This is a genomic window from Streptomyces sp. SolWspMP-5a-2 (assembly GCF_900091845.1).
Lineage (GTDB): Bacteria > Actinomycetota > Actinomycetes > Streptomycetales > Streptomycetaceae > Streptomyces > Streptomyces doudnae.
In genome coordinates this window covers 43090-64621 of the sequence record NZ_FMCI01000083.1, presented here as the reverse complement: position 1 = coordinate 64621, position 21532 = coordinate 43090, and the positions used below count along the sequence as shown (strand labels likewise).

The window sequence follows — 21532 nt, the reverse complement described above, 5'->3', positions numbered from 1 at the left end:
GGAGCTGGATGTGCACGGGGGAGCGGGCCCTGCCGTCACCGGTGCCGCCGTCGACCGGCTGGACCGTGCAGCCGCACAGGGCCGCCAGAGCCGCGACGGCGGCCAGCACGCCCGGCGCCGCGGCCCGCGCCCCCGCGGCGGTTCGCCTCGTCCTCATGCCGGTGGTACGCATGGCGGACCCCCTTGTCTCACCGACGGCGTTCCGGGGCACCGGCGGCACCCCGATCACCCCGGATGCTGCCCACGGGACAGCGGCCCCGAACGGGCCCCGGGGCCACCGGGGCACGGGCCTGGGGGAGTGTCGTACCCACGTGCGACACTTCCTCCCATGTTCGGCGTCATCGACCTTCCCACCTATCTGGCAGGACTCGTGCTGATCGTCCTGCTGCCCGGCCCCAACTCCCTCTACGTCCTGTCGGTCGCCGCCCGCAAGGGCGTCCGCACCGGGTACACCGCCGCCGCGGGCGTCTGGTGCGGGGACACCGTCCTGATGACCCTGTCGGCGGCGGGCGTGGCCTCGCTGCTCCAGGCCAACGCGGTCCTGTTCGGGATCGTGAAGTACGCGGGCGCCGGGTACCTCACCTGGCTCGCGATCGGCATGATGCGCGCCGCCCGCACGATGTGGCGCACGAGGCGGGACCGGATCGAGGAGGCGGCCGCCCCGGTGGAGGCGGACGAACGCCCGTTCCGCCGGGCACTGGTGGTGAGCCTCTTCAACCCGAAGGCGATCCTGTTCTTCGTGGCGTTCTTCGTTCAGTTCGTCGACCCCGCCTATGCCTACCCCGCGCTGTCCTTCGTCGTGCTGGGGGCGTTCGCGCAGGCGGCCAGTTTCCTGTATCTGAGCGCGCTGATATTCAGCGGGACCCGGCTCGCGGCGGCCTTCCGGCGGCGCAGGCGGCTGTCGGCGACGGCCACCTCGGCGGCCGGTGTGCTCTTCCTCGGCTTCGCCGTGAAGCTCACCCTGGCCGGCGCCTGAGCGGTCGCCGGGCGGCTCAGCGGCCGCCGCTCAGGCCCGCGCCCGCCGCGTGCGCGAGCAGTCCCTCCCCGGTGTCGCCCGCCCAGGCCACATAGCCGTCCGGGCGCACCAGGAGGAGCCCGGGGCCGTACGCCGTCGGCGCCGCCCCCGTCACCACCCGCACCGGTGTCCCCGCGAGGCCGGGCGCCGGGACGTCCAGGGCCAGCAGGGTCCAGTGCGGTCCCCTGAAGGCGTCGAAGAGGCGGACCCCGTCCACCACCGCGTCCGGCGCGCGGTCGCCCGCCCGCGGTCCCGCCGGGTCCCGCCGGGTCTCCAGGGTGAGCGTCGAGTCGCGGTAGCCGAGGCCCAGTTGGCGGGTGGCCGCGCCCCGCCTGACCCGGCCGTGGTGGACGCCGGTGGAGAGTCCGAGCACGCTCGCGGCGACCGGCCTGCGCTCCTGCTCGTAGGTGTCGAGCAGCGCGTCGGGCGCCTCGCCGCCCAGCACCGCGGCGAGCTTCCAGCCCAGGTTGTAGGCGTCCTGCACGCTGGTGTTGAGGCCCTGGCCGCCGGCCGGTGAGTGCACGTGGGCGGCGTCCCCGGCGAGCAGCACGCGGCCGTCCCTGAAGCGGTCGGCGAGGGCCGCGCGGGGCCGGAAGTCGGAGGCCCAGCGGACCTCGGTGACGGCCTCGGCGGGCAGGTGCGAGCGGTCGGCGATCACCGCGCGGACGCCGTCGGCGGAGAGGTCGACCCCGGCGCCGACCGGGAACCGCGCGGAGACCTGGAAGTCGTCGGTCCCGGCCAGCGGGCAGAGGGCGAGGAAGTCGTCGCCGTCCCCGCGCGGCGGGAAGACGTGCCAGTGGTCGCGGCCGAGGCCGGTGATCCTGACGTCCGCGACGAGCATCGGGTGCGGGTCGACGGTCTCGCCGGTCATGGCGACGCCGAGCGCGCGCCGCACCGCCGAGCGGCCGCCGTCGGCGGCGACCGCGTACCGGGCGCGCAGGGTGGTGCCGTCGGTGAGCAGCAGGGTGACGCCGTCCGCGTCCTGCTCCAGGCCGGTGACCTCGTGGCCGAAGGCGACGCGCCCGCCCAGTTCGGCGAGCCGGTCGGCGAGGATCTCCTGGGTCCGCCACTGCGGCACCATCCAGGGCTCGTGGTAGGGCGTGTCCTCGCCCGCCTCCGCGGGGTCGAACATCTGGTGCTCGCCCGCGGGTTCGCCGTCCCGCCAGATCAGCTGGGTGGGGTAGGGGCCGCCCGCCGCGCGGATCGCGTCGACGACCCCGAGGTCGTCGAAGACCTCCATGGTGCGCGGCTGGATGCCCTTGCCCCGCGAGCCGGGGAAGAGGCCGTCGGCCTTCTCCAGCACCAGCGCCGTCACCCCGCGCCTGGCCAGGTCGATCCCGAGGGCCAGCCCGGTCGGCCCGGCGCCCACGATCAGCACGTCCGTCGTCATCGCGATCCCACTCCTTAACGTTGTTAAGTCCCGTCGTCGCCGAGCATGCCCTTAACGCTGTTAAGCTGTCAAGCGTGAGCACGGAACGACGCACCCCCCTCGACCGCAAGCGGGTCGCCGCCACCGCCCTCGACCTGCTGAACGAGGCCGGACTCGACGGGCTGACCCTGCGGGCCATCGCCAAGGAGCTGGACGTCAAGGCGCCCGCCCTCTACTGGCACTTCAAGGACAAGCAGGCGCTGCTCGACGAGATGGCCACGGAGATGTACCGGCGGATGGTCGACGGCATCTCCCTCGACCCCGCCGACACCTGGCGGGAGCGGCTCCTGAAGACCAACCGGGGCCTGCGCGCGGCCCTGCTCGGCTACCGGGACGGCGCCCGCGTCTTCAGCGGCTCCCGGTTCACCGGCATCGACCACGCCGAGCAGATGGAGGGGACGCTGCGGCTGTTCACCGCCGCCGGGTTCACCCTCCCGCAGGCGGTCCGCGCCAGCACCACGGCCTACCTGTACACGCTGGGCTTCGTCACCGAGGAACAGGGCGTCAAGCCGCTGCCGGGCGAACGCCGCGAGGGCTACGACATCGCCGAACGGGCCCGCGCCCTGGCCGACTTCCCCCTCGCGGCGGCCGTCGGCCCGGAGATCTTCGACGACTACGACCGCCACTTCGAGGAGGGCCTCGCCCTGGTCCTCGCGGGCGTGGAGTCCCGGTACACCGGACCGGCCTGAGCCGGAGGCGCCCCCGTCACCCCTGGGGAGCCGTCAGCCCCGGCCGCGCTCCGGCCGGCGCGCGGGAGGCGCCAGCAGGGCCCGCCGCAGCCGGGGTCCGAGGGGCCGCTCCACGGTCCGGTGCAGCAGCCACGCCAGGACCAGCAGCGCGGCCACCGCGAGGGCCAGCGCCGGTGCCGGGGGCAGCCCGAGGCCGCCGTGCAGGGCCCGCACCAGGGGCCAGCCCAGATGCTCGTGCACCAGGTAGAACGGGTACGTCAGCGCGCCCGCCGCCGTCAGCCAGGGCACGGCCGCCCGGCGCGGGCGGGCCAGCGCGACCGCCGCCACCGCGGCGAAGCCCAGCGTCACCACCAGCACGATCCCGGCCGCCGTCCGGTGCGAGAACGCGCCCGCGTGCGCCGGGCGCCACAGCGCGGCGACCGCCTGGTGCTGCCCGATCAGCCAGCTCGCCGCGACGACGCCCCACGCGGGCACGTCACGCCGGTCGCGGTGCACCAGGTAGAGGCCGACGCCGCCGACGAAGAACGGCGCGTACCCGGGCATCAGCACGGCGTCCAGGAGCGGTTCGCGCACGCCCCGGGCGACCGCCGCGGCCAGCGTCCAGCCCGCGCAGAACACCAGCACCCGGCGCCTGGTCACCCCGGGCGCCACGACCAGCAGGGCGAACAGCACGTAGAACCGCACCTCGGCCCAGAGCGTCCAGCACACCCCGAGCACCCGGTCGGCGCCCAGCGGCTGCTGGAGCATCGTCAGGTTCACCAGCGCGTCGCTCGGCGGGATCGTCCGCAGGGCCGCCACCGGCAGCGCGGACACCGCCGTCACCAGGACGACGGCGGCCCAGTAGGCGGGCAGCAGGCGTCCGGCGCGGGAGGCGAGGAACGCCCGCGGGCCCCGGCCCCAGCCGCTCATGCAGATCACGAACCCGCTGATCACGAAGAAGACCTGGACGCCGAGGCAGCCGTAGGCGAAGTAGGTGTGCAGCACGGGGAAGCGCTGGGCGGGCGAGGCGCCCCAGGCCCGGGAGACCTCGCCGCCCCGGCCCCCGAGGTGGTAGGCCGCCACCATCAGCGCGGCGACCAGGCGCAGTCCGTCCAGGGCCCACAGCCGCCCCGGGGGAGCGGCGGCGTCCTCCCGCGCGGCGGACCCGGCGCGGGGTGCGGGCGGCGGGACGGGGTCGGTCTCGGGCTCGGTGCTGGTCACGGCCGTTTCGGTCACGCCGGTGCCCCTCGCGGTGCGCGGTTCGTGCCCCGTGCCCGGCCGGTCCGGGAGGCGGAGCCGTTCGCCGCACCCTAGGCCGACCGCACCCCGCGATCCGGCCCCACCGGACGGCGCGCCGGTCGTCCCGGGCCCTGGTTCACCTGCCCGCAGTAGCGTTTCTGCACAACGCGGGGGCGCACGGCGCCGGCTTGCATGACGCCGGCCCGCACGGCGCCGCACCGGGTTGTAGGAGGCGGTGGAGGCGGTCGCCGGGGGAGGCGCGTACCCGGGGAGGCGAGCACCCGGGGGCGCGTACCCGGGGAGGCGCGGGCCGCCCCCGCTTCCGCCCCCGCCCCAGCCCGTCACCGTCCCGCCTCAGCCCGCCCCGCCTCGGCCTCAGCCCTTCGCTGTCCCCCTCGGCCCGTCACCGTCCGCCTCTCACCCCGTCACCGTCCTGCCCTCACCCCTTCACCGCCCGGCGCAGCGCGCGTGCCCTGCGGACCACGCGGCGGGCCGTGGCGTTGTGCGGGAGGAACGCGAGGCGCTCCGGGATGCCGCCGGGCAGGCCGAGCGAGGTGAGGCGGCGCTTCTTGAAGTAGCGCCGGGTGCGCGGGTTCAGGTGCCGGGTCAGGAACCGCTCCGCCGCCGTGCGCAGCCCCGGGTACAGCTGGGCCTGCATGGTGAAGCCGACGGTCTCGACCAGACCGGTGAGCTGCTCCGCGGGGATCGTCGCCTCGTCCGCCCGGTCCTCCAGGTCGGGCAGCAGCGCGTCCGCGAGCACGGTCGGCATCCGGTTGCTGTTCTGGTACGGGGTGAGCCGCTCCAGGAGCCGTTCGGTGCCGATCCGGGCGACCGGCAGGCCGTAGAACGCGGACGCCGTGAACAGCGCGGTGGAGAAGCAGCCCACGACCAGACCGGGCGGGGACTTCTCGAACAGCACCTCCGCGAGGACCGGCAGGTCGAGGACGGCGAGCCCGACGCCCAGCTTCTCCGCCTCGGCCTCCAGGGCGCGGCTGTAGCGGGCCGGTGCGGTGGGGTGCGGCTTGAAGACGATCTCGCGGTGGCCGCGCGCGACCGCGCCGCGCAGCATCCGCACGTGCAGCTCCTCCTCCTCGGCCGGGGAGAGGATGTCGAGCGCGGACAGGTACTGGCCCAGCAGCAGCGCCGAGTTGTCCGGCAGCACCGGCAACTCCGGTACCGAGGACGTCAGTTCGCTCATCGACTTGAGGAACGCGGTGGTCGGCACCACCTCGGCCGGGACGTCGAACTCGGTGAGCAGCAGCGGCTTCAGACCCGGCACCAGGTCCAGGTGGAGCAGCCTGCGCACCCGGGTGCCGACCAGCGGGTCGAGCTTGTTGCGGGTGGGCCCGTAGCTCATCAGGCCGTCGGCGTAGACGTGCACCGGCGCCTCGGGGAACAGCTGCGCCACCGTGAGGGCCGGGGCGACCTGGATGGACTCCACGACCAGCTCCACCCGGTCGTCGCCCAGGTCCCACAGCAGCCGCAGATGGCGCTCCAGGATCGGCACGTCGTCCGCGCGCGGGGTCCAGGCCCCGGGGTGGAAGGGCCTGATGGCCTCGTTCCAGGACAGGACGCCGTCGAAATGGGCGCGCAGCGGCTCGAACCCGGGCATCTCGTCGACGGCCGGGGTGGTCTCCGGGGTGGTGGAGTTGTTGAACACCAGCAGCAGCCGGCGGTCCTCCTCCGTGAAGCAGTCGGAGTCGATCGCGGCGGCCAGGGTGGCGGCGCCGTACAGCGTCGAGACGCAGAAGATCCGGGTGGTACGGGGCATCAGGCAGCCGCCTTCGCGGTGGTGATCCGGCGCCGCAGCCGCCGCAGCTGGGCGGAGCGGTCCAGGTCCATGGTGTCGAGCACGTCGCCCAGGGCGCGCTGCGGCATCCGCCGGACGGCGGCGGCGCTCATCGTCCGCAGCTGCTTGGCCACGGCCGGTTCCCACTTGGACTGGTCGGAGAGGTGGTGGGCGATGATCGCGCAGTAGGTGCGCACCGCCTTGGGCAGCAGCCGGTCGGCGTCCGGGTCCTTCGCGGTCTCCTCGATGACCTGGTCGAAGGCGCGGATGAAGTCGAGCTGGCGGACGTCGCCGATCTGGGTCAGCGAGGACGCCACCCCGCGCCGGTAGAAGACGCCGAGCAGGCTCAGCACGGCGAACGACTCGGCCTCCCGGTGCAGCTTCCAGATCCACGGGCGGTCCTCGGCCGTCCGCAGACCGTCGGTGAAGTGCAGCAGGCCCCGGTCGAGCAGCCGGCGGTGGTAGGCGCCGGCCCACGCGTACGCGTAGTCGACGGAGGTGGTCCGGTCGGCCGGCAGGATCGCGTCCCGCGGGTCGAGCACCTCACGGCGCCGCCCCTGCGGCACCCGGTGCACGGTCCGGGCGCGCGCGGTGGTCTGGACGTGGTCGGTGCGCACGAAGTCGCAGCCCAAGTCCTCGATGGCGGCGACCAGTTCGGCGTAGTAGCCGGGCGCGAGCCAGTCGTCGCCGTCCAGGAACGTCAGGTACTCGCCCTGCGCGGCGTCCAGGCCGGTGTTGCGCGCGGTGGCGAGCCCTCCGTTCTTCTCATGGCGGATGTAGCGCACCTGCGCCACGTCGGAGAGCTGCTCGGCCGCGCGCTCGAGAATGGCCGGGGTCTCGTCCTTCGAATGGTCGTCGACCAGCACGAATTCGAAATCCGGATGGGCATTCAGACGGAGGCTTCGGAGGGTGTCCGGGGCGTATTGCTGCACGTTGTAGAACGGCACGATCACGGAAAGCTTGGGCACCTGCAAAACGCTAGGCGCAGGCCCGGAGCCGGAACTTTCCGGTATCGGTACAGGGGGTGAACTCCATGTGTCGGAACGGTGCATCGCCTGTACTTCCGGGGTTTCCGGGGGCCAGTTCGGCTCGCGGCGGGGTGTTGTTAACTTTTTGTTGAGGTGTGGTTGGGCCGCGCCTAGAAATTGCTTCCTAGCGTCTACGACGTGCCACCACGTACACCGAAGCCCATGCGAATCGCGGTCCTCGCGGACTCCGACACCCGATGGAAATGGGGGGCGTTGACCGCGGCCCGGATCGCGCCGGGTCCCTCCATGGAAGCCGCAGCGCGCGAGGACGCGCAAGTCGGACCGCGGCTCGACGGGTTCCTGCTGCGCGGCCGCTCCACGCCCACCGCCCGGCAGCTCGCCGAGGTGGGCGTGCGCGCCGACTCCGTCACCGAGGTCACCGCCGGGGAGTTCCTGCGCGCGATGACCGAGGAGACGTACGACATCGTCGTGCTCGCCCTGGTCGGCGGCGGTGTGCAGGCCCTGCTGCACGGGCTCGGACGGGCCTGGGCGGGCCGCGAGCGGCGCCCCGTCGTCGTCACCGGCTATGTCGGCGTCGTCTACGAGAAGCTCGCCGACGGTCTGCTGCTGCGGCACGGCGCGGACCTGGTGCTCGCCAACTCCCGCCAGGACGCGGAGCGTTTCCGGGCCGTGTACGAGGGGGTCGGCGCGGACGCCTCCGCCGTCACCGAGGTGGCCCTGCCGTTCCTCGGCGGCGCCCCCTACGAGGGCGAACACCGCCCGTACACCGTGGTGTTCGCGGCGCAGCCGTCCGTCCCCGACAACCGCAGGGACCGCGTGTACCTGCTGGAGCGGCTGGTCCGGCACGCCCGCAGCCACCCCGAGCGCGAGGTGCTCCTCAAGCTGCGCTCGCGGCCCGGTGAACACACCACGCACATCGAGGAGTTGCCGTACCAGAAGCTGGCCGAGCGGTTCGACCCGCCGTCCAACTTCCGCCTGGTGTACGGGAACATGGGCGAGGTCCTGGACCGCACCGACCTGCTGGTCACCGTCAGCTCCACGGCGGCCCTCGAATCCCTGCACCGCCGGGTGCCGACCGTCGTCCTCACCGACCTCGGGGTCCGCGAGGTGCTCGGCAACCACCACTTCGTGGGCTCCGGCTGCCTCGCCTCCTGGGACCAGCTCGACGCGGGGCACCGCCCCGAGCCCGACCCGCGGTGGGTGGCCCGCCAGGGCGTCGCCGCGGACGGCGGCTACGCCACCGCCTTCGACGCGGCCCGCGCACGCATCGCCGCGCTCCTCGAAGGACCGGGCCCCATGCCGCCCCTCACCCCGTACTACACACCGGCCACCGCGCCCGGCTACCTGCCCGGCATCCTCGCCCGCCACCACCTCGGCCCCGACGGCGCCCCGCTGCCCGGCGCGCCCGCCGCCGACCGCGCCCCCGGCCCGGTCCGCCAGATCGTTAGGCGCGCGGCCCGCGGCGCCTACCGGCACGGCGTCCAGCGCGTCGCCCCCATCATCCGACGGATGGGGGAGCTGTGAGCGCGTCCCCGACCTCCCAAGGAGTACAGGCCATGTCCGACCCCGCAGCCAGGGCGCGCCGCGTCCTCGCCGTGATCCCCGCGCGCGGCGGCTCCAAGGGGGTGCCCGCCAAGAACCTCGCCCCCGTCGGCGGCGTCCCGCTGGTGGCCCGCGCGGTCCGCGAGTGCCGCTCGGCCCGGCTCGTCACCGACGTCGTGGTCTCCACCGACGACCAGGCGATCGCCGCCGCGGCCCGCGAGGCGGGCGCCGAGGTGGTCCTGCGCCCCGCCGCCATCGCCGGGGACACCGCCACCTCGGAGGCGGCCGTCCTGCACGCCATGGACAGCCACGAGGCGCTGCACGGCGCCCCGGTCGACGTGGTCCTGCTGGTGCAGTGCACCAGCCCCTTCCTGGTCCGCGAGGACGTCGACGCGGTGGCCGGCGCGGTCGCCGTGCAGGGCGCGGACACCGCCGTCGCGGTGGCCCCGTTCCACGGCTTCGTGTGGCGGCACGCCGACGCCGGTCAGGCGGCGGCCGAGGGCGGGCAGGGCGTCAACCACGACAAGTCCTTCCGGCCCCGCCGCCAGGACCGCCCCCAGGACTTCCTGGAGACCGGCGCCGCCTACGCCATGGACGCCGGCGGCTTCCGCGAGCACCGGCACCGCTTCTTCGGCCGCACCGAGCTGGTGCGCACCGACCCCGCGCGCGTCCTGGAGATCGACGACCCGCACGAGCTGGCCCGCGCCCGCGCGCTGGCCCCCCTCTTCGACGCGGACCGTCCCGGCGCGCTGCCGACCGCCGACGACATCGACGCGGTCGTACTGGACTTCGACGGCACCCAGACCGACGACCGGGTGCTGATCGACGCCGATGGAAAGGAGTTCGTCTCCGTGCACCGCGGCGACGGACTCGGCATCGCGGCCCTGCGCAAGAGCGGCCTGAAGATGCTGATCCTCTCCACGGAGCAGAACCCGGTCGTCGCCGCCAGGGCCAGGAAGCTCAAGATCCCGGTCCTGCACGGCATCGACCGGAAGGACCTCGCGCTGAAGCAGTGGTGCGAGGAGCAGGGCATCGCGCCCGAGCGCGTGCTCTACGTCGGCAACGACGTCAACGACCTCCCGTGCTTCGCCCTCGTGGGCTGGCCCGTGGCGGTCGCGAGCGCCCACGACGTGGTACGCGGCGCCGCCCGTGCGGTCACCACCGTTCCCGGTGGCGACGGCGCGATCCGAGAGATCGCCAGCTGGATCCTCGGCCCCTCTCTCGACTCCCTCGACAAGTAAGGAAAGTTCCTGCCATGAGCACCAACTCCCGCATCCGCTCCTTCGGTTCGCGCGAGGCCGGCCCCGGCCGCCCCGTCTACATCTGCGGCGAGATCGGCATCAACCACAACGGTGAGCTGGAGAACGCCTTCAAGCTCATCGACGCCGCCGCCGAGGCGGGCTGCGACGCCGTCAAGTTCCAGAAGCGCACGCCCGAGATCTGCACCCCGCGCGACCAGTGGGACATCGAGCGCGACACCCCCTGGGGCCGGATGACGTACATCGACTACCGCCACCGCGTGGAGTTCGGCGAGGACGAGTACCGCCAGATCGACGAGTACTGCAAGACCAAGAACATCGACTGGTTCGCCTCTCCGTGGGACACCGAGGCCGTCGCCTTCCTGGAGAAGTTCGACGTCCCCGCCCACAAGGTCGCCTCCGCCTCCCTCACCGACGACGAGCTGCTGCGCGCCCTGCGCGCCACCGGCCGCACGGTGATCCTCTCCACCGGCATGTCGACGCCGAAGCAGATCCGGCACGCGGTCGAGGTCCTCGGCTCGGACAACATCCTGATGTGCCACGCCACCTCGACCTACCCGGCGCAGGCGGAGGAGCTGAACCTCCGCGTCATCAACACCCTCCAGGCCGAGTTCCCGAACGTCCCGATCGGCTACTCCGGCCACGAGACGGGCCTGCAGACCACGCTGGCCGCCGTCGCCCTCGGCGCCACCTTCGTCGAGCGCCACATCACCCTGGACCGCGCGATGTGGGGCTCCGACCAGGCCGCCTCCGTCGAGCCGCAGGGCCTGACCCGCCTGGTCCGCGACATCCGCACCATCGAGTCCTCCCTCGGCGACGGCGTCAAGAAGGTCTACGACTCCGAGCTGGGCCCGATGAAGAAGCTGCGCCGCGTGCCGGGCGTCGTCGCCGAGGCGGAGATCGCCGCCGCCGCGGGCGAGCCCCTCTCCGTCTGACACCCCCAGGGACGGTATTACGTCGATGAGTTCTCGCGCCGGGTCCGCCGGCCACCCCACTCTCGCCTTCGTCGAGAGCCCGGTCCAGCTCCTCAACGTGCTGGAGTGGGCGCACGCCCACGCGCCCGGCGCGGAGCTCACCCTCGTCGTGCTGTCCCCGATCGACCCGATGACCCGCGGTCAGCTGCGCCGGATGGCGGAGCTGGCCCGCGAGGAGGGTCACCAGGTGCGCTGGGAGGAGGCCAGGGGCGGTCCCGCGGCGCCGTTCCAGACGGTCGGCGGCCTGAGCGGCATGCTCAGGCGGGCGTCCCGGATCGTGCTCGGCGACCCCTTCTCCCGCTACGTCCAGCTCCTGCTGACCATCACCAGCGCCCGCGACCTCGTCGTCGTCGACGACGGCACCGCGACCATGGAGTTCGTCGCCCAGCTCGCCCGCGGCGAGCGGCTGGTGCGCTGGCACCGCAAGGGCGGCCGCCCGGGACCGCGCGACCTGGTCTTCGCGCCGGTCTCGTCGGTGGCCAGGCGCCGTCTCACCCCGAGCGCGAAGCGGCGGGTGACGGTCTTCTCGTCGATGCCGGTGACCGACGTGCCGGACGGGGTGACGGTCACCGAGAACGACTTCGCCTGGACCCGCGCCCGGTTCGGGCCGCCGCGCCTGACCAAGGGCGCCGACCTGGTCGGCACCTCCCTGGTGGAGACCGGCGTGGTGGACGACGGGCACTACCTGGAGGCCGTCCGCGCGCTGGCCGCCGCGCACGGCGTCACCCGGTACTTCGCGCACCGCAGGGAGGGCACCGAGAAGCTGCACCGGCTGGCCGTGGAGACGGGTCTGGAGATCGTCAGGCCCGACCTGCCGCTGGAGCTGATCGCCCGGCGCGGCCCGATCGGGCGCACCATCCTCAGCTTCCCGTCCACCGTCGTGCACACCCTGCCGCTGGCCCTGGCGGGCACCGAGGTGCGGGTCGCGGTCTGCGACATCGACCCGGCCTGGCTGACCCAGCACGCCTCCCCGCGCGCCCAGGGCTTCCTCTCCGGCGTCACCGGCACGGCCCGGGACGTCCACCGGCTCCAGGCGGTCAGCGCCGTCGGCTGAGCCGCTCCCGCCGATCAGACCGCCTTGTGCGCCAGCAGGCAGGCGCGCGGGCGGTCCTCGCCGTCCAGGGGCTCGCGCAGCACCCGCGCCCAGACCCGCAGCCCCGCCTCCGCCAGACACTCGGCGACGGTCTCCGGGGCGCGGTAGTGGTGGTCGAGGTCCATCGGACGGCCGAACCGCTCGGTGACGCGCTGCCGCTCCGTCGTGCCGTCGCCGCGGCCGCTGCCGAACCCCAGCAGCACCTGCCCGCCCGGCACCAGCACCCGGTGGAACCCGGCGAGGACGGCGGTCAGCCGGTCGTCGGGGACGTGGATCAGCGAGTCGAGCGCGAGGATCCCGCCGACCGTGGCGTCCGGCAGGTCGAGCGAGGTCATCGAGCCGACGTGGAAGCGCAGGTCGGGGTGGGTGCGGCGGGCGAGCGCCACCATGCGCGGCGACAGGTCGACGCCGAAGACCGGCACCCCCAGCCGGTGCAGCCGCGCGGTGACATGGCCGGGGCCGCTGCCCAGGTCGGCCACCGGGGCCGGGCCCGCGGCCCGCACCTGCTCGGCGAAGGCGTGCAGCAGGGCCCGGTCGAGCGGCCGCTCGTCGAGGGCGTCGCCGGGGAAGCGTGCCGCGTACTGCTCGGCCATCGCGTCGTAGGCGTGGCGGGTCCTGTCGAGGAAGTCCGGGTCGTCCGGCGGGTCGGCGCTCACGGGCCCGCACACTAGTGCGCCCGCGGCCCGGCTCGCTCCGGGTGGCGTGAACGTCACGCGGAGGCAATGATTCCGGTACCCGGGCGCCGTCCGCCCCGCCGGACGGTCCCGACAGATGAACACTCCGCCCGGCCCCGAGCGGTCCGTGATATCCGTGGAGGGTGTCACTCTCCGTCGTGCTCATGATCCACTCGGCGGAAACCGGCGAGTTTACCCATCTGCGCCGACGGCTATGCGCGAGGCGGCCGGCTTTTCTTCGCCCAGCGGGCTGAAGTTTTGTTGATCGTGGGGCAGTTGACCCCCTCCGCGTCCTACCCTTCAGAGGGTGAAGCAACTGATGTCACCAGAGACCGAGGCCGCTCCCACCGGTGAAGCCACGCTTCCCGGCACGCTCTCCGACGCGCTCCGTGCCGAACTCGTCGCGTTCCGGCGCGACCTCCACATGCACCCGGAGCTCGGGAACCAGGAGTTCAGGACCACCGCGGCGATCAAGGACCGGCTGGAGCGGGCGGGCCTCGCACCCCGGGTCCTGCCCCTCGGCACCGGGCTCGTCTGTGACATCGGGGAGTGGGACGGCGGCCGTCCCATGCTGGCGCTGCGCGCCGACATCGACGCGCTGCCCATCCCGGACACGAAGAGTGACTGCCCGTACCGCTCGACCGTGCCCGACCGGGCCCACGTCTGCGGCCACGACGTGCACACCACCGTCGTCCTCGGCGCGGGTCTCGTGCTGGCCGAACTGCATCGCCAGGGCCGGTTGCCGCGCCCGGTGCGGCTGCTGTTCCAGCCCGCCGAGGAGGTGCTGCCCGGCGGCGCCGCCGACGCCATCGAGTGCGGCGTGCTCGACGGGGTCGGCCGGATCGTCGCGGTGCACTGCGACCCCAAGGTGGAGGCGGGCCGGATCGGACTGCGGCACGGCGCGATCACCTCGGCCTGCGACCGCCTGGAGGTCTCCCTCGACGGCCCCGGCGGCCACACCGCCCGCCCGCACCTCACCACCGACCTGGTCACCGCCGTGGCCCGGGTGGTGACCGACGTGCCCGCCCTGGTCGCCCGCCGGATCGACAGCCGCAGCGGCCTCGCCGTCACCTGGGGCCGGATCGAGTCGGGCCACGCCCCGAACGTGATCCCGCAGCACGCCGAGCTGTCCGGCACCGTCCGCTGCCTCGACCTGCCGTCCTGGCGGCAGGCGCCCGACCTGGTGGTCGCCGCCATCGACGAGATCGCCAACCTGCACCGGGCCAAGTCGGAGATCACCTACGTGCGGGGCGTCCCGCCGGTCGTCAACGACGCCGTCGTCGCCGACCTGCTCCACGACGCGATGGTCGCCAGGCGCGGTCCCGACTCCGTCGAGGGCACCGAGCAGAGCCTGGGCGGGGAGGACTTCTCCTGGTACCTGGAGCACGTGCCCGGCGCGATGGCCCGGCTCGGCGTCCGCGCCCCGGGCGAGCGCACCGCCCGCGATCTGCACCAGGGCGACTTCGACGCCGACGAGTCCGCGATCACCGTCGGCGTGGAGCTGTTCACGGCCACCGCGCTGCTCGACGCGGCCGGGTCCGACGCCGCCTCCTGACCCGGACGGGACGAGGGGGCGGGCCGCCCGTTCGGCACCCCTTCGTCCCCCTGTGTCACCCGGGTGTAACCGGCGGCACGCGACCGTAACCAGCGGTCGGCACGGTTCGGTAACGGCCGCGAGGAATCCCGTTCCCCTCCCCTTCTACGCGCGTTACTGTGCGCCGCAATCGCCACCGAAGGCGGCACAAGGGGAGCGGCCCGGTGACGGCGCCGTGGGGACGAAGGGTGCTTGCTGTGCGTCAGATATCTCGGTTGTCAGGGAGAGGTCTCTCCCGGGTCGCGGTGACCGTCGCGGTCGTCGCTCTCGCCGCCACCGGCTGCGGCAAGTCCAGCACCGACTCGGCGGGCGGCGACGCGGACTCCGGCACGTACTCGGGCAAGGGCATCGGGCTCGCCTACGACATCGGCGGCAAGGGCGACCAGTCGTTCAACGACGCCGCCTACGCGGGCTTCCAGAAGGCCGAGAAGGAGTTCAAGATCGGCGGCCGGGACGTCGAGCCCAGCGACAACGAGACCGACGCGGACAAGGTGCAGCGCCTGGAGCAGCTCGCCAAGTCGGGCCACAACCCCATCATCGGCGTCGGCTACGTCTACGCCCCCGCCGTGAAGACGGTCGCCGCCAAGTACCCGAAGATCACCTTCGGCATCATCGACGACAGCACCGTCAAGGCGAAGAACGTCGCCGACATGGTCTTCCATGAGGAGCAGGCCTCCTACCTGGCCGGGGTCGCCGCGGCCAAGGCGTCCAAGAAGAAGCACATCGGCTTCATCGGCGGGGTCGACATCCCGCTGATCCACAAGTTCGAGGCCGGGTTCGACCAGGGCGCCAAGTCGGTCGACCCGAAGATCAAGATCGAGTCGCAGTACCTGACCCAGACCGCCCAGGAGGGCGGGTTCTCCAGCCCCGACAAGGGCAAGGACGCGGCCAACGGCCAGATCGAGGCCGGTGCCGACGTCCTCTACCACGCGGCCGGTCTCTCCGGGCAGGGCGTGATCCAGTCGGCGGCCGAGCACAAGGTGTGGGCCATCGGGGTGGACTCCGACCAGTACGCGCAGTCCTCGCTCGCCAAGTACAAGGAGTACATCCTCGGCTCGGCCCTGAAGAACGTCGGCGGCGCGGTCTACGACCTCGCCAAGTCGGTCGTCGACGGCAAGCCGCTCAGCGGCGAGGTGCGCGGCGACCTCTCGTCCGGCGGCGTCGGGTTCGCCGACACCAACCCGAAGTACCAGGCCATGACGCCGGTGGTGGAGGCCGTCAAGAAGGCCAGGCAGGACATCGTCGACGGCAAGGTCACCGTCGACACGGAGTGACCGGTTCCGCACCCCCCGGTCCCGGCCGGAGCACCCGGTGAGCGCGCGCGCCCCTTGCGTCCCGCAAGGGGCGCGCTGCTGTCCGTCATCGGCCCCGGAAACTGTGGCCACAGCTCGGTAACGGACCGGACAGAAGGGGTTTTCCGTCTGGTCTACGCGCGTTACGCTGCGGCGGAACCAGCGCCTGGTTGAGGCGCTTGCACAAAGGAGTCTCGTTCCATGCGCCGGGTGTCCCGTATCGCGGTTGCAGGCGTTGCAACTGCGGCTCTTGCCGTCACTGTTTCCGCCTGCGGATCCAGCTCTACCAGCTCATCCTCCTCTTCCTCCGACGGTGGCGGCAAGGGCCTGGCCCTCGCCTACGACGTCGGCGGCAAGGGCGACCAGTCCTTCAACGACGCCGCCACGGCCGGTCTCGAGCAGGCCGACAAGGAGTTCGGCTACAAGTCCACCGCGGTCGAGCCGCAGGACGGCGAGTCGGACGCGGACAAGGTCCAGCGCCTGGAGCAGCTCGCCAAGTCGGGCTACAACCCGATCATCGGCGTCGGCTTCGCGTACGCGCCCGCCGTCAAGGAGGTCGCCGCCAAGCACCCGAAGGTCACCTTCGGCATCGTGGACGACGACACCATCAAGGCCGACAACGTGGCGGACCTGGTCTTCCACGAGGAGCAGGCCTCCTACCTGGCCGGCGTCGCCGCCGCCAAGGCCACCAAGAGCAACACCGTCGGCTTCATCGGCGGCGTGGACGTGCCGCTGATCCACAAGTTCGAGGCGGGCTTCAAGCAGGGCGTCGAGGACACCAAGAAGGGTGTCGCGGTCAAGTCGCAGTACCTGACCGAGACCGCCGCCGAGGGTGGCTTCTCCAGCCCGGACAAGGGCGAGAGCGCCGCCGAGGGCCAGATCGACGCGGGCGCGGACGTCGTCTACGCCGCCGCCGGTCTCTCCGGCCAGGGCGTCATCAAGGCCGCCGCCGCGCACAAGATCTGGGCGATCGGCGTCGACTCCGACCAGTACAAGCAGGACGCGCTGGCGAAGTACAAGGACTCGATCCTCACCTCGGCCATGAAGAACGTGCAGGGCGCGGTCTTCGAGCTGGCCAAGTCGGTGCACGACGGCAAGCCCGAGACCGGCGAGGTCCGCGGCAGCCTGGACAACGGCGGCGTGAGCCTGGCCGAGTCCAACCCGGCCTTCAAGACGAACGCCGACATCCAGGCCGCGGTGAAGAAGGCCGAGGCGGGCATCAAGGACGGCAGCATCAAGGTCAAGTCCTCCTGACCTGCCGTTGGTGCGGGGCCGGTGGGCCCATGGCTGGAAAGGCGCTGTAATGGCAGCGTCACGGCCGCGGAACGGGGTGCGGGGACGATGATTCCTCGTGCCCCGTTCGCGCGGCAGAATGCTCGGAACGGATCGACAGCAGTTCAAGATCGATCAGGTCCGGGCACTATTTAAAGCAGGGGCGCTACGCGCGTAGATGGCCCCTTTCCCGAGGAGAGTGCGCCATCGACGCGACCAGCAGCCCTCCGCTCGGCGATCGCACGACGATCGCGGTCGAGCTGGCGGGGATCACCAAGAGGTTTCCCGGTGTCGTCGCCAACCACGACATCCACCTCACCGTCCGGAAAGGCACCGTCCACGCGCTCGTCGGCGAGAACGGCGCGGGCAAGTCGACCCTGATGAAGATCCTCTACGGCATGCAGAAGCCGGACGAGGGCACCATCGCGGTCGACGGCGAGCAGGTCGCCTTCGCCAGCCCCGCCGACGCCATCGCACGCGGCATCGGCATGGTCCACCAGCACTTCATGCTGGCCGACAACCTCACCGTCCTGGAGAACGTCGTCCTGGGCAGCGAGAAGCTGTACGGCATCGGCTCCGCCGCGCGCCGGAAGATCAGGGAGATCTCCGACCGGTACGGCCTGGGCGTGCGCCCGGACGTGCTGGTGGAGGACCTCGGCGTCGCCGACCGCCAGCGCGTGGAGATCCTCAAGGTCCTCTTCCGGGGCGCCACCACCCTCATCCTCGACGAGCCCACCGCCGTCCTGGTCCCGCAGGAGGTCGACGCGCTCTTCGACAACCTGCGGGAGCTGAAGGCCGAGGGCCTCTCCGTCATCTTCATCTCGCACAAGCTCGGCGAGGTCCTCTCGGTCGCCGACGACATCACCGTCATCCGGCGCGGCACCACCGTCGGCACCGCGGTGCCCGCCGAGACCACCCCGCGCCAGCTCGCCGAGATGATGGTCGGCAGCGAACTGCCCACCCCCGAGACCGCCGAGTCCACCGTCACCGACCGCCCGGTCGTCGAGGTCCGCGACCTCACCGTCTACGCCAGCGGCGGCGCCTCCCTCGGCGTCGAGGCCGAGCCGTCCGGCGGGATCGGCCTGGCCGCGGAGGGCGGCGAGGTCAAGAAGGTCCTGGACGGCGTCACCTTCACCATCCACGCCGGTGAGGTCATGGGCATCGCCGGCGTCGAGGGCAACGGCCAGACCGAGCTGATCGACGCGCTCATCGGCACCAAGCACGCCGACTCCGGGGCCATCGCCTTCCTGGGCGAGGACATCACCGGCTGGACCACCCGCAGGCGCCGGGTGGGCGGCGTCGGCTACATCCCCGAGGACCGGCACCGCCAGGGACTGCTCCTGGAGGCGCCCCTGTGGGAGAACCGCATCCTGGGCCACGTCACCGAGACCCCGAACGCCAAGGGCTTCTGGCTGACCCCGAAGGCCGCCCAGGACGACACCCGCCGGATCGTCGAGGAGTACGACGTCCGCACCCCCGGCATCGACGTCACCGCCGCCTCGCTCTCCGGCGGCAACCAGCAGAAGCTGATCGTCGGCCGCGAGATGAGCCACGAACCGAAGTTCCTGATCGCCGCCCACCCCACCCGCGGGGTGGACGTCGGCGCCCAGGCGCAGATCTGGGACCGCATCCGGGAGGCCCGCCGCCAGGGCCTCGCGGTGCTGCTGATCTCCGCCGACCTGGACGAGCTGATCGGTCTGTCGGACACCCTCCGGGTGATCTACAACGGCAGCCTGGTGGCGGACGCCGACCCGGCGACCATCACCCCCGAGGAGCTGGGCTCCGCCATGACGGGTGCCGCCACCGGCCACCTGGAGCACAGCGAGCCCGCCGCACCCACTGAGACGACCGACGGCGGCGCGGACGCCACCGGCCCGGAGGACGAGGCCCGATGAAGAAGTTCGACAAGGAGCGCGCGCTCCTCGCGGTGGCCGGACCGGTCATCGCGCTCGTCGCGGCGATCCTGCTGACCTCGGTGGTGCTCCTCGCCTCCGGCAAGAGCCCGTTCGAGCCCTACCGGCTGATGCTGGAGCAGGCGTCGTTCTCCGACGTCCAGGTGCTGATCCTCAACCAGGCGTCGATGTACTACATCGCGGCGCTCGCGGTGGCCGTCGGCTTCCGGATGAACCTGTTCAACATCGGCGTCGACGGCCAGTACCGGCTCGCCGCGATGATGACCGCCGTGGTCGGCGCGCACGTGGCGCTGCCGTCCTTCCTGCAGATCCCGATGCTGCTGCTGGTCGGCGCGCTCACCGGCGCCTTCTGGGCGGGCATCGCGGGTGTCCTCAAGGTCACCCGGGGGGTCAGCGAGGTCGTCGCCACGATCATGCTGAACGCCATCGCCACCAGCGTCATCGGCTACCTGACCCTGCGCGACGTGTGGGGCGTGCAGGTCGGCAACAACATGACCACCGGCATCATGAAGGACTCCGGCTGGGTCCCCGGCATCGATCTGGGCGCCGACGTCGGCGAGATCTACGGCCTGGTCTTCCTCGCCGTGCTGCTCGGCGTCGCCTACTGGATCGTCCTCAACCGCACCCGCTTCGGCTTCGACCTGCGGGCCACCGGCGCCTCCGAGACCGCCGCCGCGGCCTCCGGTGTCGACGCCAAGAAGATGGTCCTCACCGCCATGCTGATCTCCGGCGCGGTCGCGGGCCTGTCCGGGCTGCCGCTGCTGCTCGGCGACGCCCACACCTACAGCCTGAGCTTCCCGACCGGCCTCGGCTTCACCGGCATCACCATCGCCCTCCTCGGCCGCAACAACCCGGTCGGCATCGCCTTCGCCGCCCTGCTGATCGCCTTCCTCGACAAGGCGTCCCCCGCCCTCGACTACGCCACCCCGGTCGCGTACGAGAAGGAGATCGCGACGATCATGCAGGGCCTGATCGTCTTCGCCGTCGTCATCTCCTACGAGGCCGTACGCCAGTGGGGGCTGCGCCGCCAGCAGCGTCAGGTCGGTCTCGAACTGGCCGCTGCCGCCGCCCAGAACACCGAGAAGAAGGAGGTGGCGGCCCGATGAGCACCGCGACCATCACCAAGCCTCAGCCGAAGCGGCCCGGCGCGAAGAGCCGCCGCATGTCCCTGCCGGTCCTCCTGCTGGTCATCGCGGGCGTGCTGGTCCTCACCTCGGCGGTCCGGCTGATCACCGGCGCCGACGGCATCACCTCCACCGGCCAGATGTCCACCGCGCTGCGCCTCGCCGTCCCGATCGGCCTCGCCGGTCTCGGCGGTCTGTGGGCCGAGCGCGCGGGCGTCGTCAACATCGGCCTCGAAGGCATGATGATCCTCGGCACCTGGTTCGGCGCCTGGGCCGGGTACCAGTGGGGCCCGTGGACGGGCGTCGTCTTCGGCATCGTCGGCGGCGCGCTCGGCGCGCTGCTGCACGCCGTCGCGACCGTCACCTTCAACGTGAACCACATCGTCTCCGGTGTGGCCATCAACATCCTCGCGCTGGGCTCCACCCGGTACCTGTCGAAGTTCACCTTCGAGAACGCCCCGCAGGGCTCCTCCAAGCAGTCCCCGCCGATCGACTCGCTGGGCACCTTCGACATCCCCGGGCTCTCCAGCGCCCTGGAGAGCCTCAACGGCAAGCACTGGTTCCTCGTCTCCGACCTGGCGGGCCTGATCGGCGGTCTGATCACCGACCTGTCGCCGCTCACCGTCATCGCCGTCGCCCTGGTGCCGATCTCCTGGTACGTGCTGTGGCGCACCGCGTTCGGGCTGCGGCTGCGCTCCTGCGGCGAGAACCCGGTGGCCGCCGAGTCGCTCGGCGTCAACGTCTACAAGTACAAGTACATCGCCGTGATCATCTCCGGCGGCTTCGCCGGACTCGGCGGCGCCTTCCTGTCGATCGTCGCCTCGAACGTCTACCTCGACGGCCAGACGGCCGGACGCGGCTACATCGGCCTCGCCGCGATGATCTTCGGCAACTGGATGCCCGGCGGACTCGCCCTCGGCGCGGGCCTGTTCGGCTACACCGACAGCCTCAACCTGCGCGGCGGCACCACCAACGTGCACGCGCTGATCCTGCTCCTGGCGATCCTGCTGGTCTTCGGCGCGGCCTACCTGGTCTGGAAGAAGAAGTACACGCCCGCCGTCATCACGCTCGTCACCTCGGTGCTGATGTTCGTCTGGTACGCCACCACGAACGACGTGCCCAAGCAGGTCGTGACGGCGACCCCGTACATCGTCACCCTGCTGGTGCTCTCGCTCTCCGCGCAGAGCCTGCGGATGCCCAAGGCGGACGGCATGCCGTACCGCAGAGGGCAGGGCAAGTGACCGTCGACTGGGAGGCGTTGCGCGCCACCGCCCGCGAGGCGATGTCCCACGCGTACGCGCCCTACTCCGGGTACCCGGTGGGCGTCGCCGCGCTCGTCGACGACGGGCGGACCGTCTCGGGCTGCAACGTCGAGAACGCGTCCTACGGGATCGGCCTGTGCGCCGAGTGCGGCCTCGTCTCGGAGCTGCAGCGCACCGGCGGCGGCAGGCTGACGCACTTCACCTGCGTCGACGGCCGCGGCGAGATCCTCGTCCCGTGCGGCCGGTGCCGTCAGCTCCTCTTCGAGTTCGGCGGCCCCGACCTGCTCCTGGAGACCCCGGCGGGCATCCTGCCGCTCTCCGAGATGCTGCCCCAGGCGTTCGGCCCCGGCCATCTCGCACCGCGCTGAGTCATCACCCCGCGCGGCCCCTCCGACCGGCCACCG

Annotated in this window: 18 protein-coding genes; 13 read left to right on the top strand and 5 right to left on the bottom strand. The window is 72.4% G+C overall.

The window, feature by feature from the left end; genetic code table 11:
• The first annotated feature begins 328 nt into the window (after positions 1-328).
• A complete protein-coding gene (gene leuE / locus GA0115242_RS07875; protein WP_093825947.1) occupies positions 329-976 on the top strand; it encodes a leucine efflux protein LeuE in 648 nt (215 codons plus the stop codon).
• Positions 977-992: 16 nt separating this feature from the next.
• Here the strand turns inward: leuE and GA0115242_RS07870 are convergent, their stop codons facing one another.
• Positions 993-2405, bottom strand: a complete 1413-nt coding sequence (locus GA0115242_RS07870) for an FAD-dependent oxidoreductase (protein ID WP_093825945.1) — start codon at positions 2403-2405, stop codon at positions 993-995.
• Positions 2406-2479: 74 nt separating this feature from the next.
• Between GA0115242_RS07870 and GA0115242_RS07865 the strand changes: the two genes are divergently transcribed.
• Positions 2480-3133 carry a TetR/AcrR family transcriptional regulator gene (locus tag GA0115242_RS07865; RefSeq protein ID WP_093825943.1) on the top strand — a complete coding sequence of 218 codons (654 nt, stop codon included), beginning with the start codon at positions 2480-2482 and terminating at the stop codon, positions 3131-3133.
• A 33-nt stretch (positions 3134-3166) separates the two neighbouring features.
• Here GA0115242_RS07865 and GA0115242_RS07860 read toward each other — a convergent pair whose 3' ends face one another.
• The 3 genes from GA0115242_RS07860 to GA0115242_RS07850 all read right to left on the bottom strand — a co-directional run bounded on the left by GA0115242_RS07860 (position 3167) and on the right by GA0115242_RS07850 (position 7108).
• The gene (locus GA0115242_RS07860; RefSeq protein WP_093825941.1) at positions 3167-4348 is read right to left on the bottom strand and encodes an acyltransferase family protein; all 1182 of its coding nucleotides are present in this window, start codon (positions 4346-4348) and stop codon (positions 3167-3169) included.
• Positions 4349-4790: 442 nt separating this feature from the next.
• Positions 4791-6122, bottom strand: a complete 1332-nt coding sequence (locus tag GA0115242_RS07855; protein WP_093825939.1) for an alpha-2,8-polysialyltransferase family protein — start codon at positions 6120-6122, stop codon at positions 4791-4793.
• Complete coding sequence (locus GA0115242_RS07850) at positions 6122-7108, bottom strand: glycosyltransferase family 2 protein (protein WP_093825965.1); 987 nt, start codon at positions 7106-7108, stop codon at positions 6122-6124. The genes GA0115242_RS07855 and GA0115242_RS07850 overlap by 1 nt, the downstream gene beginning before the upstream one ends.
• Before the next feature lie 222 nt (positions 7109-7330).
• Here GA0115242_RS07850 and GA0115242_RS07845 point away from each other — a divergent pair, with 222 nt between their 5' ends.
• Genes GA0115242_RS07845 through GA0115242_RS07830 form a run of 4 tightly spaced genes read left to right on the top strand, consistent with a single transcriptional unit; the run spans position 7331 to position 11958 of the window.
• Positions 7331-8653: a DUF6716 putative glycosyltransferase gene (locus tag GA0115242_RS07845; RefSeq protein ID WP_093825937.1), complete on the top strand. Its 1323-nt coding sequence runs from the start codon at positions 7331-7333 to the stop codon at positions 8651-8653.
• A gap of 32 nt (positions 8654-8685) precedes the next feature.
• The gene (locus GA0115242_RS07840; RefSeq protein ID WP_093825935.1) at positions 8686-9912 is read left to right on the top strand and encodes an N-acylneuraminate cytidylyltransferase; all 1227 of its coding nucleotides are present in this window, start codon (positions 8686-8688) and stop codon (positions 9910-9912) included.
• 14 nt (positions 9913-9926) lie between these two features.
• On the top strand, positions 9927-10865 hold the full coding sequence (locus tag GA0115242_RS07835; RefSeq protein ID WP_093825933.1) for an N-acetylneuraminate synthase family protein: 939 nt from the start codon (positions 9927-9929) through the stop codon (positions 10863-10865).
• A 25-nt stretch (positions 10866-10890) separates the two neighbouring features.
• Positions 10891-11958 carry a hypothetical protein gene (locus GA0115242_RS07830; protein ID WP_093825931.1) on the top strand — a complete coding sequence of 356 codons (1068 nt, stop codon included), beginning with the start codon at positions 10891-10893 and terminating at the stop codon, positions 11956-11958.
• A 14-nt stretch (positions 11959-11972) separates the two neighbouring features.
• On the opposite strand, the gene GA0115242_RS07825 is transcribed toward GA0115242_RS07830, so the two are convergent.
• The gene (locus GA0115242_RS07825; protein ID WP_093825963.1) at positions 11973-12590 is read right to left on the bottom strand and encodes a class I SAM-dependent DNA methyltransferase; all 618 of its coding nucleotides are present in this window, start codon (positions 12588-12590) and stop codon (positions 11973-11975) included.
• A gap of 400 nt (positions 12591-12990) precedes the next feature.
• Here GA0115242_RS07825 and GA0115242_RS07820 point away from each other — a divergent pair, with 400 nt between their 5' ends.
• The 7 genes from GA0115242_RS07820 to GA0115242_RS07790 all read left to right on the top strand — a co-directional run bounded on the left by GA0115242_RS07820 (position 12991) and on the right by GA0115242_RS07790 (position 21496).
• A complete protein-coding gene (locus GA0115242_RS07820) occupies positions 12991-14226 on the top strand; it encodes an amidohydrolase (RefSeq protein WP_093825928.1) in 1236 nt (411 codons plus the stop codon).
• Between the two features lie 284 nt (positions 14227-14510).
• The gene (locus GA0115242_RS07815; RefSeq protein WP_093825926.1) at positions 14511-15539 is read left to right on the top strand and encodes a BMP family lipoprotein; all 1029 of its coding nucleotides are present in this window, start codon (positions 14511-14513) and stop codon (positions 15537-15539) included.
• Between the two features lie 219 nt (positions 15540-15758).
• On the top strand, positions 15759-16811 hold the full coding sequence (locus GA0115242_RS07810; protein ID WP_093825924.1) for a BMP family lipoprotein: 1053 nt from the start codon (positions 15759-15761) through the stop codon (positions 16809-16811).
• A gap of 224 nt (positions 16812-17035) precedes the next feature.
• Positions 17036-18724 carry an ABC transporter ATP-binding protein gene (locus tag GA0115242_RS07805; protein ID WP_093825922.1) on the top strand — a complete coding sequence of 563 codons (1689 nt, stop codon included), beginning with the start codon at positions 17036-17038 and terminating at the stop codon, positions 18722-18724.
• Complete coding sequence (locus tag GA0115242_RS07800; RefSeq protein WP_093825920.1) at positions 18721-19848, top strand: ABC transporter permease; 1128 nt, start codon at positions 18721-18723, stop codon at positions 19846-19848. The genes GA0115242_RS07805 and GA0115242_RS07800 overlap by 4 nt, the downstream gene beginning before the upstream one ends.
• Positions 19845-21107: an ABC transporter permease gene (locus tag GA0115242_RS07795; protein ID WP_093825919.1), complete on the top strand. Its 1263-nt coding sequence runs from the start codon at positions 19845-19847 to the stop codon at positions 21105-21107. The genes GA0115242_RS07800 and GA0115242_RS07795 overlap by 4 nt, the downstream gene beginning before the upstream one ends.
• Entirely contained in the window at positions 21104-21496 is a 393-nt protein-coding gene (locus tag GA0115242_RS07790) for a cytidine deaminase (RefSeq protein WP_093825915.1), read from the top strand. Before GA0115242_RS07795 ends, GA0115242_RS07790 begins: the two co-directional genes overlap by 4 nt.
• The last annotated feature ends 36 nt before the right edge of the window (positions 21497-21532 follow it).